Below are 15,420 nucleotides of genomic sequence, written 5' to 3' on the forward strand. Positions count from 1 at the left end.
TTTTATCTGAACTTAGTGGAACTCTAAAGCGATGATGTTGCGGTCACTATTCGGTTTGCGCTGGCCCAGCAAATTCAACAGGTTGGCCAGCTGCTCTTCAAATCCTTTTGCTGCCTCGGCCTGCCCGGAAAACCGCAGGCGGCCGTTATTCAGGTTGCCGGAGCCGCTCAACAACAGCGGCCCCTTGACGGAGTTGAGCGTCAGCGCTGCCGACTGCCCCTGCCAGTCCAGCGCCAGCGCGTAGCTGCCCAGCGGCCGCACCGACGACAGCCGCGACGCCATGTCCGTCATCTCCAGCGTGGTGCGGCCGTGGATGGCGATCTGGCGGTCGGCCAGCGCCAGCTCCAGCGCGGTCCACGACAGCCGCATCGTGCCGCTGGGCGCCACGGTGTTCAGCGGCGCGCCAAGGCCGGCCAGTCCCTCGGCCGGCAGCAGCAGTGCCGATGGACTGAGCTGCCATTGCGACCAGCTGCCCTTGAAGGTCAGCGGCTGCGCCAGCGCCTCGCTGTTTTCCAGCTGCAGATCGACCATGCCGATCAGCGCCAGCGGCGATATCTTCCAGCTGAAACGCCCCGGCAGCAGCGGCGTGACCGGGCTGTTGCCGCTGGCCGCGCCGCCGATAAAGGCAGAGCCGCGCCACAGCGTACCCTGCGCGTCCCCCAGCGTCAAACGTCCTCCCGTGCGCGCCTCCACCAGCGAGCCTAGCCAGGCCGCCGGGAAGAACACCGCCAGCGTCGCCGCCACGCTCAGCGCGATGGTCAGCAACCATAGCACGAGGCGCTTCATGGACAGCCTTTTCGCATCACCGGCCGCCCGCGTTCTGGCGCAGCGTCAGCGTGGCGTTGACCATGCCGGCGGTGTCCTGCGCGCTGATGTTCGCTTCCGAGACGGCGATGCGGCTCTCGGTGCGGATCGCGTCCAGCCAGGCGATCAGCGCCGGGAAAGGCACGCCGTTCATCTGCACCTTGGCGTATTCGCCAGTGACGGACACCGATTGCGTGGTCAGGCCGCGCGCACCGAGGCCGGCGTTGAGCATCTCGCGCGTCATCGGCGCCGGGGCGATGGTATTCTGGCCGCGCAGCGCGGCCGCCTCCAGCGCCAGCCCTTGCAGCTCGGCGGCCTGCTGGCGCAGCTCGGGCAGCGACTTGCGCAGCTTGGCGCCGCCGTCCAGCGCCGGCGCGATCAGCACCGAATAAAACAGCGCCACGCCCAGCACCGCGCCGCCGACGCCGAGGAACTTGCGTTCCTGCTCGGTGCGTTCGATCCAGAAGGCCGAGGCGCGGGCGCGGTAGTCTTGCATCGTTTGGGTCAGTTTGTTCATGATTTTCCTCCGCCCGCGCCGCTCGCCGGACGTATCTGCCAGGCGCCCGGATTGGTTTCCGACAGGTCCAGCTTGCGCGCGGCCAGCGCGGAGCGCAGCTGCGCCAGCGTGCCGCTATCGACGGTGTTGGGCTTGACCTTGATCTGCAGGGCGCGGTCGCGGTACTCCAGCGTGGCGATGATGTCCTTGCGCGGCAAGGCGCCCAGCGCCTCGCCCAGGGCGGCGCTCAGCGCGGTGAATTCGTCGGCGGCGGGCTGGCCGCCGTCGGCCTTGGCCAGCGAGATATTCTTGCGCATCTGCGCGGCCGGATCGAGGATCACCGGCTCGTTCGGATAGGCGGCCTTGAAGGTCTGCAGCATGGACTGGCTGACCGCGGCGGCCTCGCGCTTGAGGCGCAGCCATTCGACGTTCAGCCCAACCACGTTGACCAGCAGCGCCAGCGCGGCGATGCGCAGCGGCCAGCGCCAGCGCTGCCACTGGCGCGTTGGCCGCTGGCGCCCAATGCCGGCGCCAGGTCCAGCCCCGCCGAGCGCGAGGCGGCCACCCAGTGCGCCCAGTGGTCTTCCATCAGGGTGACGCCGTGGCCGGCGTCCGCCGTGGCCACCAGCGGCGCGAACTGCGCCATCTGCGCCGGCGCCAGGTACAGCGTGACCGGCTCGTCGCCCGCCATCGCGCGCAGCGTTTGCAGCGCGGCCTGCGGCTGCGCCGGCAGCGTCAAGCCCATGCCCATGGTCTGCGACTGGCGCAGTATCAGTTCGAAGCCGGCGTCGCCGGTGGTCAGCGCGGCCGACACGGAGCCCGGCTGGAAAGGGAGACACAATTGCGCCGGCAGCACGGAGATGTGATGCGCGCCCTGCGCCAGCAGCGCCTTGACCAGCACCTCGATCCAGCTGCGCTGCACCACGGCCACGGTGCGGCCGCCGTCGGCGTCGGCGGCGCCGGCCGCCAGCACGCAGTCGGCCGGATCGCCCAGCACCTGTTCCTCCACCAGCGCCGGCAGCGCGGCCTTCAGGCGCGCGGCGGACAGCGGCGGCGCCACCACGCGCAGCAGCGTGACGTCGGCCGCGGCCAGCAGCAGCACCACGCGACGGGACGATGCCACCAGGTCCGACAGGTTGCCCAGCGGGGAAACGCCCTGCTGCAGCAGGTTGCCGCCATCGCCCACCAGCGCGAACGGGCAGGTCTGGGCCGCGCCGCTGTCGACGCTGGCCTTGGCCGGATAGCGGATAAGTAGTGTAGTCAAAGGGTCTCGCTTTCGTTCATGCCAGTTCTAATATTCCCGTATCCAAACCACCGTCGTGATGCCATTGCTCGCCCGTACCAGCAGGGACTGCGCGTCCAGCGCCGCCCGGTCCAGCCTCACCCGGCTGTAGGCCAGGAAGTAGCGGCTCTTGACATCGTATTTCGTCTTAGGCAGCTTGTCGCTGCCGGACACCTGCGGCAGCGCGTTGAAGTTCGCCTTGTCGCGATAATAAACGCGCTGCCGCGCATTCACCATGGCTGCCGCATCCGACAACGACAGCTGCTGGCACATGGCCGAAAGCAGTTCGGCAGACACGGTATTCACGTTCAATTCCGTTCCGCGCTCCGGCAGGATGATGACGAAGTCGCGCAGCCGCTCTATCGACTGGGGCGTAAAGCCGCTCACCGCCAGCAGATCCTCCACGCGCAGCAGGTCGATCGGCTGCGGCCCCGAGGTCTGCACCGGCTGCTGGCCCTGCCCTTGCTGCCCCTGCTGCGGTGGCGGCGCCGTCTGCGCATTCGCCACCTGCGTGGCCACCGCCTGCGCCAGCGACGGATCGAGCCGCAGATTGGTCAGCAGGCGCTCGAACACCTTCACCTCGTCCCCCTGGATCGCATGGTTCACGGCCAGATTGGCAAGATTGTAACGCGACTGCGCGTCGATCATCTTGCCGGACAGGGTGGCGTTGAAATTCTCCGCCTCGGCGCGTTCGCGTTCGATGTAGTCGTCCAGCCGCGTTTCCTCCAGCGGCGTGGCCCAGACCCCGTTGAGCTGCGTGACCGTTGGCGAATCCAGAGAGTCTTGATACAGCACCAGCCGGCTCAGGTCCAGCGCGCCGCGCACGATCCAGCGGGTCTGCAGTTGCAGACGCTGGTTCTCCATCGAGCGCACCTGCACCTGCTGCTGCCAGAACAAGCTGGCGACGATGGTCACCGCCAATGTGGTCAACAGCAGCGCCGTGATGACGGCGACGCCGCGCTGGCGCCGCAGCCTCACAGTGCCCCCAGCAGGAAGGATTTAATCATCGGCACTTCCACGCCGTCCAGGTTCATCGACACTTCCATGCCGCTCGGCGCTCCCACCGCCGGGGCGGGGGGCGCCGGCACCACGCCGGCCGCCTGCACCCAGCCCTGCGTGGTCCAGAAGCGCATCGTCATGCGCTGCACGCCCGACTGCAGCGCCACGCCATCGGCCGGGTCGGCGTCGCCGGTGGCGGCCTGCCACAGCGTGTCGAGCTGCACCAGGTCGCGCGTGCCGGCCGATTCGCGCCGCGTCAGCACGCCGTCGCGCACGCGGTAGGACACCACCTGCAAGCGCGTCGGCTCGTTCTCGCCCAGCGACACGCGCACCAGCGTGATGCGGCCATCCTCCGCGCGCAGGATGGCGCGGGTGCCGATCAACGCCTGCGGCACGAGATTGGCGCAATCGCTCTGCAGCTGGGCGAAGGCCAGTTGCAGGCCGCGCGTCTGCTCCATCTGCGCGGTCAACGCGCCGCGCGAGCGGATGATGCCGTCCAAACCGCGCCAGCCCAGCACCGCGACGATGGCGAGGATCGAAATCGCCACCAGCAGCTCGATCAGCGTGAAGCCGCGCGCGCGGCGGCGCAATGCGGCCGTCATTGGTTCAGCACCAGTTGGACCAGCTTGATGATGCGCCGCTCCGGCGCGGCCTGGTCGTAGACGCTGACCTCGACCCGGCGGAAGCGCGGGTTCGGGCTGGCGATCACTTCCTCCTCGCACATCAGCTTCATGTCGCCCTGCGGGCATTCGAAGGTCTGCTTGCCGACCGCCGGGAACTGGCGCGTCAGGCGCAGCTGCACCAGCCGGTTCTCGGCCGACCAGGTGGCCATCATGGCGCCGCGCAGGCCATTGCTGTTCTGCGTCAGGCTGCCGACCGCGCGCAGCGAGGCGCCCAGCGCCGTGCCGACGATCACCAGCGCCACCAGCACTTCCAGCAGGGTAAAGCCGCGTTGTCGTTGAAGGCGCATCTAGTCCACCGTGAAATGGCCGATGCCGTCGGCGCGGATGGCGATGCTGGCATCGCCGCCGCTGAGGGTCAGCACAAAGGGTTTGTCGACCGGCTCGCGGCCGAAGACGATGCGCAGGTTGCCGGCGTCCGGGATGCTGGGCGGCGGGTCCAGCATCAGCGTGATGGGACCATGCTTGAATTCGCGCTCGCGCAGCAGGTCGTCCTGCACCGCCAGCGTCCATTCCCGCTCGTTGCGGATCAGGAAGCGGTAGCCGTCCGGCCCCGCCTCGAAGGCGATCTGGCGATTGCGCACGATCGCCTCGTCGCGCGCCAGTTGCAGCAGCAGCGCGATGCGCTGCGCGTCCTCACGCAAGGACTGCTTCTGGCCCGGCAGCGCGTTGAGCGACACCAGCCCAAGCGTGATGCCCAGGATGACCATCACCACCAGCAGTTCGATCAGCGTGAATCCACGCTGGCGGGCGGCGCGCATGAGCCGTGGTCCCCCTGCGATCAGTTATCCCAGGAGCCGATGTCGGCATCGTCGCCGGTGCCGCCCGGCGCGCCGTCGGCGCCGTAGGAGAACACATCGACCTCGCCCTTGATGCCGGGCGAGAGGAACTGGTAGGGATTGCCCCAAGGGTCCTTCGGCATTTTTTCCAGGTAGCCGCCGGACTTCCAGCCGTTGGCGGCCGGGCCGGTGGTCGGCTTGGTCAGCAGCGCCTGCAGGCCCTGCTCGGTGGTCGGGTAGCGCTGGTTATCCAGCTTGTACAGCTTGAGCGCCTGCATGACGGTGGCGATATCGACCTTGGCCGCGGCGACTTTCGATTCGCCGGTGCGGCTGAGCAGCTTGGGCACCACCAGCGCCGCCAGCACACCCATGATGACCACGACCACCATGATTTCAATCAGCGTAAAGCCACGCGCGGCGGCACGACGGGGGACGAAGAGTTTTTTCATATTCGATAACAAATAAAAGTGAGTGCAGAGTATAAGGCCGAATCGCCGCCGCCAGCGAAACCCGAGAACGATTTTTGCGCCGGCAGGCTTAAACAGCGCTTAACCGGACGCGCCTCGCGCCCGGTTTTTACCGCGATTTACTCAATCGCGCTGACGGGCGCTGGCGTCGATGCGGCGCAGCGCGCCCTCGTTGCCGGCACCGTTAATCTCCGCCACGGCGGGCGCGGTTCTCACCACCTGCGGCGCATCCTGGACGAACGGCGCGATGCCCAGCGCGCTGTCGATCTCGCGCGGGTAGATGACGTAGCCGCGCGTGATCACCGCCGCCACCTTGCGGACGTCGGCGATGTCCCTGGTCGGATCGCCGTCCACCAGCACCAGGTCGGCCAGCTTGCCGGCCGCGATGCTGCCACGGTCGTTGCTGGTGCGGGTGTAGCGGGCGCCGTTGCGGGTCGCCACCTGCAAGGCCTGGGCCGGGGTCAGGCCGGCCTTGACCAGCAGCGCCAGCTCCGAATGCAGCGTGAAGCCGGCGATGTCGTCGGTGCCGGCCACGATCGGCACACCAGCCTTGTACATGATGCCGACGAATTCCACCATCTTGGCGTAGGACTTCTGGTAGCGCTTGAGGGTGGCGTCGCCGTCGATCTTCATCGCGCCGACCGCGAGGCTGCGCGCCACGTCCGGCGGCATGTTGGCGGCGAAGGCGCGGTAGGGCTCATTGATATCGCCGTCCTTCTGCTGGATGAAGGCGAAAGCCGACATGGTCGGGTCGATCGAGATCTGCTTTTTCGCCAGGCCGGCCACGAAGTCCTTGAACGGCTTGGTGTTGAAGTCCATGTCGGCGACTTTCTCGGCCGGCAGCAGGAAGCGGTTCAGGTTGCGCGTCTCGGTGTCCGGCTTGACGAGGAAGTTCAGCAGCACCTGGTTGATGTGCTGGATCTCGTCGTAGCCGGCGTCCAGCGCCTCCTGCGCGCGCAAGCCGGCCGGGATGTGGCCGGACACGCGCATGCCACGGCTGTGGGCATAGGCCACGGTGTCCTTCAGGATCGCTTTCGGGAAGGAGTTGTAGATCTTCAGCTGCGGATAGCCGCGCTCCGCGTACCAGTCGATGGCGTCCTTCGCGCCCGCCAGGTCCTTGATGACGAAGCCGTTGTTGGCGCTGAACGGACTCTCGCCCTCCAGGAAGCCGGCCGGCACCACCTGCGGCGCCAGCAGCTTGCCGGCCGCCGTTTCGTCCAGCATGGCCTGCAGCTGCTTGTTGTCGTTGCCCATGTCGCGCACGCTGGTCACGCCGGTGGACATGTTCAGCGCGCCGGACCAGCGGTCGACGTGGCCGTGCATGTCGAACAGGCCTGGCAGCACGATGCGGCCGGCGGCGTCGATGGTGTTGTCGGCCTCGCGCACCGGCGAGCCGGCCGGCAGCACGGCGGTGATGCGGCCGCGCAGCACGTAGATGTCGGACGGCGCGCCGACGGTGGCCTTGTCGCTGTCGAACACGCGGGCGTTGCGCACCAGCGTCAGGCCGGTGAGCGGGTGCTGCAGCTTGGCCGCCAGCTCCTCCAGCATGCGGCTCTCGGCTTTTTTCTGGCGCACGGCCAGCTCCGGTGCGGCGCCCTGCCAGCCCTCTTCCAGCATGTTGGCGAAGCCGGGGATGATCACGCCGAACAGGCGCGGACTGGCGCCGGTGGTGGCCCAGTAAAACCCCGGCGACATGCCGACGCCGGTCTGCGCCACCAGCTGCACGGTTTGTTTCGCGCCGCTGCCGCTGCTAACTTCCGCAGTATCGAGCACGGTCTGCGACAGCGTGCCCGATGGCAGCAGGGCCAGTTTATGCTCGGGCGCCGCGGCCAGCGCGCCGATGTAGGTGGAGACGACTTCGAAGGAACTGTTCAGCGGCAGGTAGCCGGCCGGGCCGCTGACGGCCTTGCTGCCCTGCTCCGAGGTGGACTTCCATTCGGCCTGGCCGTCCTTGCGCGCGAAATGCTCGTCGACCACCGCGCCGAAGGTGGAGTTGCCCTTGACGCTGTACTCGGTCATCACGCCATCCGCGCCCATGCGGAATTGCTCCGTCAGTTCCGGGCCCCGGCCGTTGTCCTTGTAGATGAAATGCACCTTGGTCAGGCCGTCGTCCTGGCGCTCGACGGCCTGTTCGCCGATCTGCTTGCCGTTTTCCGAGATGATCAGGTATTTGGTGTTGGTGGCCGCCTGCGCGGCGAACGCCATGGCCAGCGCCAGCGGCAATACAGCGAGTCGTTTCATCAGCAAGATCAAGTCTCCTTCCGGTTAGTGTTATTTTTTTGCGCAGACCGGGCAATCGCCGTTGCGCCCCACACCGATGCTGGTCCACTCCATGTGCAGACCGTCCAGCATCAACAGGCGCCCGGCCAGCGAGGCGCCCACGCCCATCAGCAGCTTGAGCGCTTCGGCGGCTTGCATCGCGCCCACCACGCCCACCAGCGGCGCGAACACGCCCATGGTGGAACAGGCCACGTCCTCGAACTTCTGGTCCTGCGGGAACAGGCAGGAGTAGCAGGGCTGCGCGCCGCCGCGCGGATCGAACACGCTGATTTGGCCGTCGAAACGTATCACCGCGCCCGACACCAGCGGCTTGCCCAGCGCTACGCAGGCGCGGTTGACGGCGTGGCGGGTGGCGAAGTTGTCGGTGCAGTCGAGCACCACGTCGGCCTGCGCCACCAGTTCGGCCAGGCGGGCGTCGTCCACGCGCTCGTTCAGCGCGGTGACTTCGATTTCCGGATTGATCTGCGCCAGCGTGATGCGCGCCGATTCGGCCTTGGACTGGCCGACCCGCTCCGTGGTGTGGGCGATCTGGCGCTGCAGGTTGGTGAGGTCGACGGTGTCGTTGTCGACCAGCGTGATGTGGCCGACGCCGGCCGACGCCAGGTACATGGCGGCCGGCGATCCGAGGCCGCCGGCGCCGATCACCAGCGCATGCGCGGCCAGCAGCTTTTGCTGGCCTTCGATGCCGATTTCGTCGAGCAGGATATGGCGCGAGTAGCGCAGCAGTTGCGAGTCGTTCATCGTCTCAGGCCGGCGGCGCGCCCGCCGTTATTGGGTCACGGGGTGTTTCAAGGCCGGCTTCTTGTCGCTGGCCTTGGGTTTGGAATCGGGCTTGGCGGCCGGCTTGATGTCGGTCTTGTCGGATTTGCTGTCCGACTTGATCTCGCCAACCTCGCCGCCGGCGGCGGGTGTCGCCTCCACTTTCGACAGCTTGACCGGCAAGCCCTTGAAGTGGTTGATCGCCTGCGCCAGCTGGAAGTCGTCCTTGGAGCCGAATTCCACCGGCTTGGCTTTCTTCGCCAGCGTGGCGGCGCGCTGGTCGTCTTCCAGCTCGTCGCGCTGCGCGGTCAGGGCCTTCTGCGCGGCGCCGTCGCCGTCAGGATCCTTGTCGTTGTTCAGGTGCTTTTGCAGGTCGGATTCGCGCACGCGCAGGCTGTTCAAGCCGTCGCCGTCCGCGGTTTCGTCGACCATCAAATCCGGCACGATGCCGCGCGCCTGGATCGAGCGGTTGTGCGGCGTGTAGTAGCGCGCCGTGGTCAGCTTGACCGCGGTGTCGGCGGTCAGCTGGCGCAGCGTCTGCACCGAGCCCTTGCCGAAGGTCTGCGTGCCCATGATGGTGGCGCGCTTGTAGTCCTGCAGCGCGCCGGCGACGATCTCCGAGGCCGACGCCGAACCGGCGTTGACCAGGACGACCATCGGCACGTCCTTGAGCGCGGCCGGCAGCTTGGCCAGCGGATCGTTCTTGGGACGCGCGGAATAGAACTCGCTGCGGCCGTAGAAGGTCTGTTTGGAGTCGAGCAGCTGGCCGTTGGTCGAAACGATCACCGAGTCCTTGGGCAGGAAGGCGGCCGAGACGCCGATCGCGCCAGGCACCACGCCGCCCGGATCGTTGCGCAGGTCCAGCACCAGGCCCTTGATGTGCGGGTCCTGCGCGTACAGCGCGGTGAGCTTGCGCGCCATGTCCTCGACGGTCGGCTCCTGGAACTGCGAGATGCGCAGCCACGCGTAACCCGGCTCGATCATCTTGGCCTTGACGCTCTGCACGCGGATCTCCTCGCGCACGATGGTCAGGTTGAGCGGCTTGTCCTCGTCCTTGCGGCTGATGGTGACGGTGACCTTGGAGTGCGGCTCGCCGCGCATCTTCTTGACGCTTTCGTCGAGCGTGAGGCCCTTGATCGGCGTGCCGTCGATGCGGGTGATCAGGTCTCCGGTCTTGATGCCGGCCTTGAAGGCGGGCGAATCCTCGATCGGCGAGACCACCTTGATGTAGCCGTCCTCCATACCGACCTCGATGCCGATGCCGACGAATTTGCCGGCCACGGTCTCGCGCATTTCGCGGAAGGCCTTCTTGTCCAGGTAGACCGAGTGCGGGTCCAGCGAGGCCACCATGCCGGAAATGGCTTCGGTGAGCAGCTTCTTGTCGTCGACGTTTTCGACGTAGTCGGTCTTGATCAAGCCGAAGACGTCGGACAGCTGGCGCAGCTCCTCCAGCGGCAGCGGCGAGCCGGTGACCTTTTGCGCGATGGCGGAAAACTGCAGGGAGACGGCGACACCGGCCACCATCCCCAGGCCGATCAGGCCGATACTCTTGACTTTGTTGCCCATTTTTTCCGCAAACCTTAAAACTTGACCCAGCCAGCCGGATCGAATGCCGTGCCCTGATGGCGAAGCTCAAAGTATAGCCCCGATTCCTCGTTGCCGCCGCTGTTACCTGCGCTGGCGATCGAGTCGCCGGGTTTGACGACGTCGCCGACCCGCTTGAGCAGCGACTCGCAATTGCCGTAGATGCTCCAGTACTGGCCGCCGTGGTCGACGATGATCATGTTGCCGAAGCCGCGCAGCCAGTCCGAGAAGATGACCTTGCCGCCGGCGATGGAACGGATCTCGGCGCCCTCGCCGGTGCGGATGAACACGCCCTTCCAGCTTGGGCCGTCGCCGCGCTTGGTGCCGAACTTGGCGGCGAGCTTGCCGCTGACGGGCGCGCGCAGCTGGCCCTTGAGGCTGGCGAACGGCGCGCCGGACGGCACGGCGGGCGCCAGCGCGATGTCCGCCGGCTTGGCGGCCGGCCTGGCCGGTTCCTCCTCGCGCGGCGGCGGCTTGACCGGCTCCGGCGGGCGCTGCGCCACTTTCGGTTCGTCGGCGTCGATGGCGTCGGGCTTGGACGGCGGCGGCTTGATGGTGCCGGACTTGGCGGCATTGGCCTTGGCCAGGCGCTGGCGTTCCGCCTCGGCCGCAGCCTTGGCCTTGGCCAGCGCGCGCGCGTCGGCTTCGGCCTTGGCCCTGGCTTCCGCTTCGGCCCTGGCGCGGGCGGCAGCCAGCTCCTGCCGCTTCTTCTCGGCGGCGGCGGCGATCGCCTGCTCCTGGATCAGCTTGCCCAGCTTGTCGACCAGGCCGGTCAGGCGCTGCTCGTCGCGCTCGACGTTGCCGGCTTCCTTGCGCTGGGCCACCAGCTTTTTCGACAGCGAGGCCAGCAGCGCGGCGCGGCGGCCCTTCTCCTGCTCCAGCTTGGCCTTCTGTTCCATTTCCTCGGCCGCGATTTCCTGCAGCTCGTCCTTGGCGTTTTGCGCCTCGGCCTGGTTGACCTCGACCGCCTTCAGGTTGGCGCGCAGCGAGTCCAGCAGCCGGGCCTGCGCCTGCGACACGTAGGACATCATCTGCAGGTCGCGGTTGATGCGGTTGGGATTGTCGCCGGACAGCAGCAGCTTGATGCGGTCCTCGTTGCCGGCCACGTATTGCTCGCGCAGCAGCTTGGCCAGCTGCTGCTTCTGCTGGGCGACCGTGGCCGCCAGCTTGTCGTGTTCGACGGCGAGCTGTTGCAGCTTGGTGTTGGTGTCGCCCTGCTCCTGCGCCAGGTCGCGCAGCGAGCGGTTGGCGTCCGAAATCGCCTGTTCGGACTCGGCCAGCGTGTCGGCCGCGTCGTCCTTGGCGCTCTCGGTCTTGCCGATGTCTTTCTTGAGCGCGCTGAGTTTCTGCTGCAGGCTGGCGCGCTCGGCCTCGGCCGCCGCTTTCTGCTTGCTGCGCTCGGTGGTCTTGCTGAACGGCGCGGCGTGCGCGCCGTTCAGCATCATCAGCATCAGCGCCGCACTGGTGGCGGCGCCGCGCCAGCCTCGGAAGGAAAAATGCGACAAATTACTTGGCCTTGCCCTGGTTGGCCACGGCGGCTTGCGCTGCGGCGATGGCGTCGGCGTCGCCGAGGTAGTAGTGGCGGATCGGCTTCAGGTCGGCGTCCAGTTCGTACACCAGCGGCTGGCCGTTCGGGATGTTCAGGCCGACGATGTCGTCATCGCTGATGCCGTCGAGCATCTTGATCAGCGCGCGCAGGCTGTTGCCGTGGGCCGAGATGATGATCTTCTTGCCGGCGCGGATGGCCGGGGCGATTTCCTCGTCCCAGGCCGGCATCACGCGCGCCACGGTGTCCTTCAGGCATTCGGTCAGCGGGATCTGCGACTTGTCCAGACCGGCGTAGCGCGGGTCGTTGAAGGAGGCGCGGTCGTCGTTCTCGGCCAGCGGCGGCGGCGGCGTGTCGTAGCTGCGGCGCCATACCAGCACCTGGTCGTCGCCGTACTTGGCGGCGGTCTCGCCCTTGTCCAGGCCCTGCAGCGCGCCGTAGTGGCGCTCGTTCAAACGCCAGTCGTTCTTGACCGGCAGGTACATCATGTCCATCTCGTCCATGGTCAGCCACAGCGTGCGGATCGCGCGCTTGAGCACCGAGGTGTAGGCCAGGTCGAAGGTGTAGCCGGATTCCTTGAGCACCTTGCCGGCCGCCTTGGCTTCTGCGATGCCCTTCTCGGTCAGGTCGACGTCGGTCCAGCCGGTGAAGCGGTTCGACAGGTTCCAGGTGGACTCGCCATGGCGCATGAATACGATTTTATACATTTGAACTATCTTCAAAAAGGATTGAACGGGACGGAAAACCGGTACTGCGAGAACTCTTCCAGCTTCTATTTTATAATGCGCGCATTGACTTAAACCATTGGAACCCCGTGAAATTCTTCATTGACAATATTTTCATCATCGCCATCGTGCTCCTCTCGGGCGGCGCCCTGCTCTGGCCGGTACTGACGCAGCGCGGCAAACGCGCCAGCGCGCAAGAGGTGACGCTGTTGATCAACCGCAGCAAAGCCACCGTTGTTGATGTTCGTGAAGCAACGGAATTTGCCGCAGGCCACCTGCCGGACGCCAAGAACATTCCGCTGGGCGAGCTGTCCAAGCGCATTGGCGAACTGGACAAGTTCAAGAGCAAGAGCGTGGTCCTGGTCTGCCAGAGCGGCGCGCGCGCCAACTCGGCGGCCGGCGTGCTGGCCAAGGCCGGCTTCGCGGACGTGGTCAACCTGGACGGTGGCATTGCTGCATGGCAAAAAGCCGGCCTGCCGCTGGCCAAATAAGGAGGTCGAGATGACAGCCCGTGTAATCATGTACACCACCGCCGTGTGTCCCTACTGCGTGCGCGCCGAGCGCCTGCTGGAAGCCAAGGGCGTGACCACGCTGGAAAAGATCCGCGTCGACCTCGACCCGGAACAGCGCATGCTGATGATGGAAAAGACCGGTCGCCGCACCGTGCCGCAGATTTATATCGGCGAGACCCACGTCGGCGGCTTCGACGATTTGTATGCGCTGGAGCAAGCGGGCGGCCTGACCCCCTTGTTAAACGGCTAAGCGCCCCAAAATAACAACGAGAGGGCCGCAGAAATAGTTTGAAATCTTAATGGTTTTGATACAATTGCCCTCGCGTTTGATTTGAGCTCCATACCAAGCCAACATATTCCGAGCGGCGCGTGCCGCTCGTTTTCACTATAACGAAAGCGTTCCATGTCTGACGAAAACCTGCAACCAGTATTCCAAATCCAACGCGTCTACCTGAAAGACATGTCGCTGGAACAACCGAATTCCCCAGCCATCTTCCTGGAACAGGAAGCGCCATCGATCGAAGTGGCCCTGGACGTCGGCGCCGAGCCGCTGGCCGATGGCGTGTTCGAATCGACCGTCACCATCACCGTGACCGCCAAAGTCAAAGACAAAGTCGCTTTCCTGGTTGAAGGCAAGCAAGCCGGTATCTTCGAAGCGCGCAACATCCCAGCCGAGCAGCTCGATCCGCTGCTGGGCATCGGTTGCCCGAACATCGTCTACCCTTACCTGCGCGCCAACATCGCCGACGTGATCACCCGTGCCGGTTTCCCGCCAGTGCACCTGGCCGAGATCAACTTCGAGGTGTTCTACCAGCAGCGCATGCAAGCGATCGCCGACGCGGCCGCCGCAGCACCAGCAGCAACCGACGGCGCCGCGACCACGCACTAAGCCGTTTCTGAAGTACGACGCTGCCGGGCGCCACGTCCGGCAGCGGTATCACCCCGACACGCCGCGCCTTCGCGCGCTGTCCCTCTGCAAGGTAAGCCATGACATTTCCCCGTTTGATCGCCAGTCTGACTATGTTGTTGGCCATGAGTGCCAGCCACGCGTTCGACTTCAAAACGGTGGGCGCCGCGCCCGTGATCCTGTACGACGCGCCATCGACCAAGGGCGGCAAGCTGTTCGTGGTGCCGCGCGGCGCGCCGCTGGAAGTGGTGCTGGCCTACGGCGAATGGCTCAAGGTGCGCGACGTCAACGGCGAGCTGGCCTGGACCGAGGCCAAGGGCCTGACCGCCAAGCGCAACGTCATCATCCGCACACCCAACCTGAAGATCCGCGCCACGCCGGACGACAGCGCCGCGCCGGTGTTCATCGCCGACAAGGGCGTGCTGCTGGAAGTGACCGAATCGGCCGCCGGCGGCTGGCTCAAGGTGCGTCACCGCGACGGCCTGGTCGGTTACGTCAAGAATTCCGAAGTCTGGGGCATATAATTGCCGTAGCGGCGCCATCCGGCGTCGAATGAGGTCCCATGCAAGATAATCCAAACAAAGCCGCGGGCACCGTCCGCAAGGTGGCCGTGCTCGGCTCGGGCGCCTGGGGCACCGCCGTGGCCATGGCGCTGGCCCAGCGCCATGACGTCATGCTGTGGGGCCGCAACCGCGACGCCATGCAGGACATGGCGCGCACGCGCGAGAACACCGGCTACCTGCCCGGCCATCCCTTCCCCGCCGGCCTCCAGGTCACCGACGATTTCGACGCCGCGCTGGCCCATGTTTCCGGCCCGGACAGCCTGCTGATCGCCGCCTGCCCGGTGGCCGGCCTGCGTCCGCTGCTGGAGCAGTTGAAGACGCGTGCGATCCCGAACGTGGTGTGGCTGTGCAAGGGCTTCGAATACGGCACCGGCCTGCTGCCGCACCAGATCGTGCGGCAGGTGCTGGGCGCCGGCGTGGCCGGCGGCGCCTTGTCCGGCCCGTCGTTCGCGCAGGAAGTGGCCAGGGGCCTGCCGTGCGCGCTGACCATCGCCTCCGACTCGGCCGCCCTGCGCGACTGCGTGGTGGCGGCCGTCCACGGCGGCAATATCCGCGTGTACTCCAGCGAAGACCTGGTCGGCGTGGAAGTGGGTGGCGCGGTGAAGAACGTGCTGGCGATCGCCACCGGCGTGGCCGACGGCCTGGGGCTGGGCCTGAACGCGCGCGCCGCGCTGATCACGCGCGGGCTGGCGGAAATCACCCGGCTCGGCACCGCGCTGGGCGGGCAGACCGAAACCTTCATGGGCCTGACCGGCATGGGCGATTTGATTCTGACCTGCACCGGCGACCTGTCGCGCAACCGCCGGGTCGGGCTCGGGCTGGCACAGGGCAAGCCGCTGGACGCCATCGTGCACGAGCTGGGCCACGTGGCCGAAGGCGTTCCGTGCTCCAAGGCCGTGCGCGAACTGGCGGCGCGGATGGGCGTCGACATGCCGATCACCAACGCGGTGGCCGGCGTCCTGTTCGACGGCGACCAGCCGCAAGCGATGGTCTCGCGCCTGCTGGCCCGCGATCCCCGCGACGAATAATATTGGGGT

Annotated in this window: 19 protein-coding genes; 5 read left to right on the forward strand and 14 right to left on the reverse strand. The window is 66.7% G+C overall.

The window, feature by feature from the left end:
* Positions 1-12: 12 nt before the first annotated feature.
* The 14 genes from HUX88_RS07705 to gpmA all read right to left on the reverse strand — a co-directional run bounded on the left by HUX88_RS07705 (position 13) and on the right by gpmA (position 12,383).
* On the reverse strand, positions 13-786 hold the full coding sequence (locus HUX88_RS07705; RefSeq protein ID WP_176361390.1) for a type II secretion system protein N: 774 nt from the start codon (positions 784-786) through the stop codon (positions 13-15).
* Between the two features lie 16 nt (positions 787-802).
* Complete coding sequence (gene gspM / locus HUX88_RS07710) at positions 803-1,321, reverse strand: type II secretion system protein GspM (protein ID WP_176361391.1); 519 nt, start codon at positions 1,319-1,321, stop codon at positions 803-805.
* Complete coding sequence (gene gspL, locus HUX88_RS32935; RefSeq protein WP_373886769.1) at positions 1,318-1,824, reverse strand: type II secretion system protein GspL; 507 nt, start codon at positions 1,822-1,824, stop codon at positions 1,318-1,320. Before gspL (HUX88_RS32935) ends, gspM begins: the two co-directional genes overlap by 4 nt.
* Entirely contained in the window at positions 1,731-2,564 is an 834-nt protein-coding gene (gspL, locus tag HUX88_RS07715; protein WP_301549462.1) for a type II secretion system protein GspL, read from the reverse strand. The genes gspL (HUX88_RS32935) and gspL (HUX88_RS07715) overlap by 94 nt, the downstream gene beginning before the upstream one ends.
* 27 nt (positions 2,565-2,591) lie before the next feature.
* On the reverse strand, positions 2,592-3,560 hold the full coding sequence (gspK, locus tag HUX88_RS07720) for a type II secretion system minor pseudopilin GspK (RefSeq protein ID WP_117012630.1): 969 nt from the start codon (positions 3,558-3,560) through the stop codon (positions 2,592-2,594).
* The gene (locus HUX88_RS07725) at positions 3,557-4,183 is read right to left on the reverse strand and encodes a type II secretion system protein J (protein WP_176361392.1); all 627 of its coding nucleotides are present in this window, start codon (positions 4,181-4,183) and stop codon (positions 3,557-3,559) included. Before HUX88_RS07725 ends, gspK begins: the two co-directional genes overlap by 4 nt.
* Positions 4,180-4,551 carry a type II secretion system minor pseudopilin GspI gene (gene gspI / locus HUX88_RS07730; protein WP_117012628.1) on the reverse strand — a complete coding sequence of 124 codons (372 nt, stop codon included), beginning with the start codon at positions 4,549-4,551 and terminating at the stop codon, positions 4,180-4,182. Before gspI ends, HUX88_RS07725 begins: the two co-directional genes overlap by 4 nt.
* Positions 4,552-5,022 (reverse strand): GspH/FimT family pseudopilin, encoded by a 471-nt coding sequence (locus tag HUX88_RS07735; RefSeq protein WP_161091723.1) that lies wholly within the window; start codon positions 5,020-5,022, stop codon positions 4,552-4,554.
* Positions 5,023-5,042: 20 nt separating this feature from the next.
* Positions 5,043-5,489, reverse strand: a complete 447-nt coding sequence (gene gspG, locus HUX88_RS07740) for a type II secretion system major pseudopilin GspG (protein WP_117012626.1) — start codon at positions 5,487-5,489, stop codon at positions 5,043-5,045.
* 141 nt (positions 5,490-5,630) lie between these two features.
* A complete protein-coding gene (locus tag HUX88_RS07745; protein WP_176361393.1) occupies positions 5,631-7,748 on the reverse strand; it encodes an amidohydrolase family protein in 2,118 nt (705 codons plus the stop codon).
* A 30-nt stretch (positions 7,749-7,778) separates the two neighbouring features.
* Complete coding sequence (locus tag HUX88_RS07750) at positions 7,779-8,528, reverse strand: HesA/MoeB/ThiF family protein (RefSeq protein WP_117012625.1); 750 nt, start codon at positions 8,526-8,528, stop codon at positions 7,779-7,781.
* Positions 8,529-8,555: 27 nt separating this feature from the next.
* The gene (locus HUX88_RS07755; RefSeq protein ID WP_176361394.1) at positions 8,556-10,112 is read right to left on the reverse strand and encodes a S41 family peptidase; all 1,557 of its coding nucleotides are present in this window, start codon (positions 10,110-10,112) and stop codon (positions 8,556-8,558) included.
* A 14-nt stretch (positions 10,113-10,126) separates the two neighbouring features.
* Complete coding sequence (locus tag HUX88_RS07760) at positions 10,127-11,575, reverse strand: murein hydrolase activator EnvC (RefSeq protein WP_176361612.1); 1,449 nt, start codon at positions 11,573-11,575, stop codon at positions 10,127-10,129.
* A gap of 61 nt (positions 11,576-11,636) precedes the next feature.
* Entirely contained in the window at positions 11,637-12,383 is a 747-nt protein-coding gene (gene gpmA / locus HUX88_RS07765; protein ID WP_117012623.1) for a 2,3-diphosphoglycerate-dependent phosphoglycerate mutase, read from the reverse strand.
* 107 nt (positions 12,384-12,490) lie between these two features.
* On the opposite strand from gpmA, the gene HUX88_RS07770 reads away from it, so the two are divergent.
* The 5 genes from HUX88_RS07770 to HUX88_RS07790 all read left to right on the forward strand — a co-directional run bounded on the left by HUX88_RS07770 (position 12,491) and on the right by HUX88_RS07790 (position 15,411).
* Positions 12,491-12,892, forward strand: a complete 402-nt coding sequence (locus HUX88_RS07770; RefSeq protein ID WP_117012622.1) for a rhodanese-like domain-containing protein — start codon at positions 12,491-12,493, stop codon at positions 12,890-12,892.
* A 10-nt stretch (positions 12,893-12,902) separates the two neighbouring features.
* Complete coding sequence (grxC, locus tag HUX88_RS07775; protein WP_117012621.1) at positions 12,903-13,163, forward strand: glutaredoxin 3; 261 nt, start codon at positions 12,903-12,905, stop codon at positions 13,161-13,163.
* Between the two features lie 153 nt (positions 13,164-13,316).
* The gene (gene secB, locus HUX88_RS07780) at positions 13,317-13,802 is read left to right on the forward strand and encodes a protein-export chaperone SecB (protein ID WP_117012620.1); all 486 of its coding nucleotides are present in this window, start codon (positions 13,317-13,319) and stop codon (positions 13,800-13,802) included.
* Between the two features lie 98 nt (positions 13,803-13,900).
* Positions 13,901-14,344 carry an SH3 domain-containing protein gene (locus HUX88_RS07785; protein WP_176361395.1) on the forward strand — a complete coding sequence of 148 codons (444 nt, stop codon included), beginning with the start codon at positions 13,901-13,903 and terminating at the stop codon, positions 14,342-14,344.
* A gap of 38 nt (positions 14,345-14,382) precedes the next feature.
* Positions 14,383-15,411, forward strand: a complete 1,029-nt coding sequence (locus HUX88_RS07790; RefSeq protein ID WP_117012618.1) for an NAD(P)H-dependent glycerol-3-phosphate dehydrogenase — start codon at positions 14,383-14,385, stop codon at positions 15,409-15,411.
* Positions 15,412-15,420 lie beyond the last annotated feature (9 nt).

The sequence above is a fragment of the Duganella sp. BJB1802 genome, from assembly GCF_013369445.1.
Taxonomy (GTDB): domain Bacteria; phylum Pseudomonadota; class Gammaproteobacteria; order Burkholderiales; family Burkholderiaceae_D; genus Rugamonas; species Rugamonas vulcania_A.

What these genes read in the sequence shown, in the direction of transcription:
- gspG (WP_117012626.1), bottom strand. Translation starts at nt 5,489, where the DNA reads ATGAAAAAACTCTTCGTCCCCCGTCGTGCCGCCGCGCGTGGCTTTACG.
- grxC (WP_117012621.1), top strand. Translation starts at nt 12,903, where the DNA reads ATGACAGCCCGTGTAATCATGTACACCACCGCCGTGTGTCCCTACTGC.
- HUX88_RS07745 (WP_176361393.1), bottom strand. Translation starts at nt 7,748, where the DNA reads ATGAAACGACTCGCTGTATTGCCGCTGGCGCTGGCCATGGCGTTCGCC.
- gspM (WP_176361391.1), bottom strand. Translation starts at nt 1,321, where the DNA reads ATGAACAAACTGACCCAAACGATGCAAGACTACCGCGCCCGCGCCTCG.
- HUX88_RS07735 (WP_161091723.1), bottom strand. Translation starts at nt 5,022, where the DNA reads ATGCGCGCCGCCCGCCAGCGTGGATTCACGCTGATCGAACTGCTGGTG.
- HUX88_RS07785 (WP_176361395.1), top strand. Translation starts at nt 13,901, where the DNA reads ATGACATTTCCCCGTTTGATCGCCAGTCTGACTATGTTGTTGGCCATG.
- HUX88_RS07750 (WP_117012625.1), bottom strand. Translation starts at nt 8,528, where the DNA reads ATGAACGACTCGCAACTGCTGCGCTACTCGCGCCATATCCTGCTCGAC.
- secB (WP_117012620.1), top strand. Translation starts at nt 13,317, where the DNA reads ATGTCTGACGAAAACCTGCAACCAGTATTCCAAATCCAACGCGTCTAC.
- HUX88_RS07790 (WP_117012618.1), top strand. Translation starts at nt 14,383, where the DNA reads ATGCAAGATAATCCAAACAAAGCCGCGGGCACCGTCCGCAAGGTGGCC.
- gpmA (WP_117012623.1), bottom strand. Translation starts at nt 12,383, where the DNA reads ATGTATAAAATCGTATTCATGCGCCATGGCGAGTCCACCTGGAACCTG.
- gspI (WP_117012628.1), bottom strand. Translation starts at nt 4,551, where the DNA reads ATGCGCCTTCAACGACAACGCGGCTTTACCCTGCTGGAAGTGCTGGTG.
- HUX88_RS07725 (WP_176361392.1), bottom strand. Translation starts at nt 4,183, where the DNA reads ATGACGGCCGCATTGCGCCGCCGCGCGCGCGGCTTCACGCTGATCGAG.
- HUX88_RS07760 (WP_176361612.1), bottom strand. Translation starts at nt 11,575, where the DNA reads ATGATGCTGAACGGCGCGCACGCCGCGCCGTTCAGCAAGACCACCGAG.
- HUX88_RS07705 (WP_176361390.1), bottom strand. Translation starts at nt 786, where the DNA reads ATGAAGCGCCTCGTGCTATGGTTGCTGACCATCGCGCTGAGCGTGGCG.
- HUX88_RS07755 (WP_176361394.1), bottom strand. Translation starts at nt 10,112, where the DNA reads ATGGGCAACAAAGTCAAGAGTATCGGCCTGATCGGCCTGGGGATGGTG.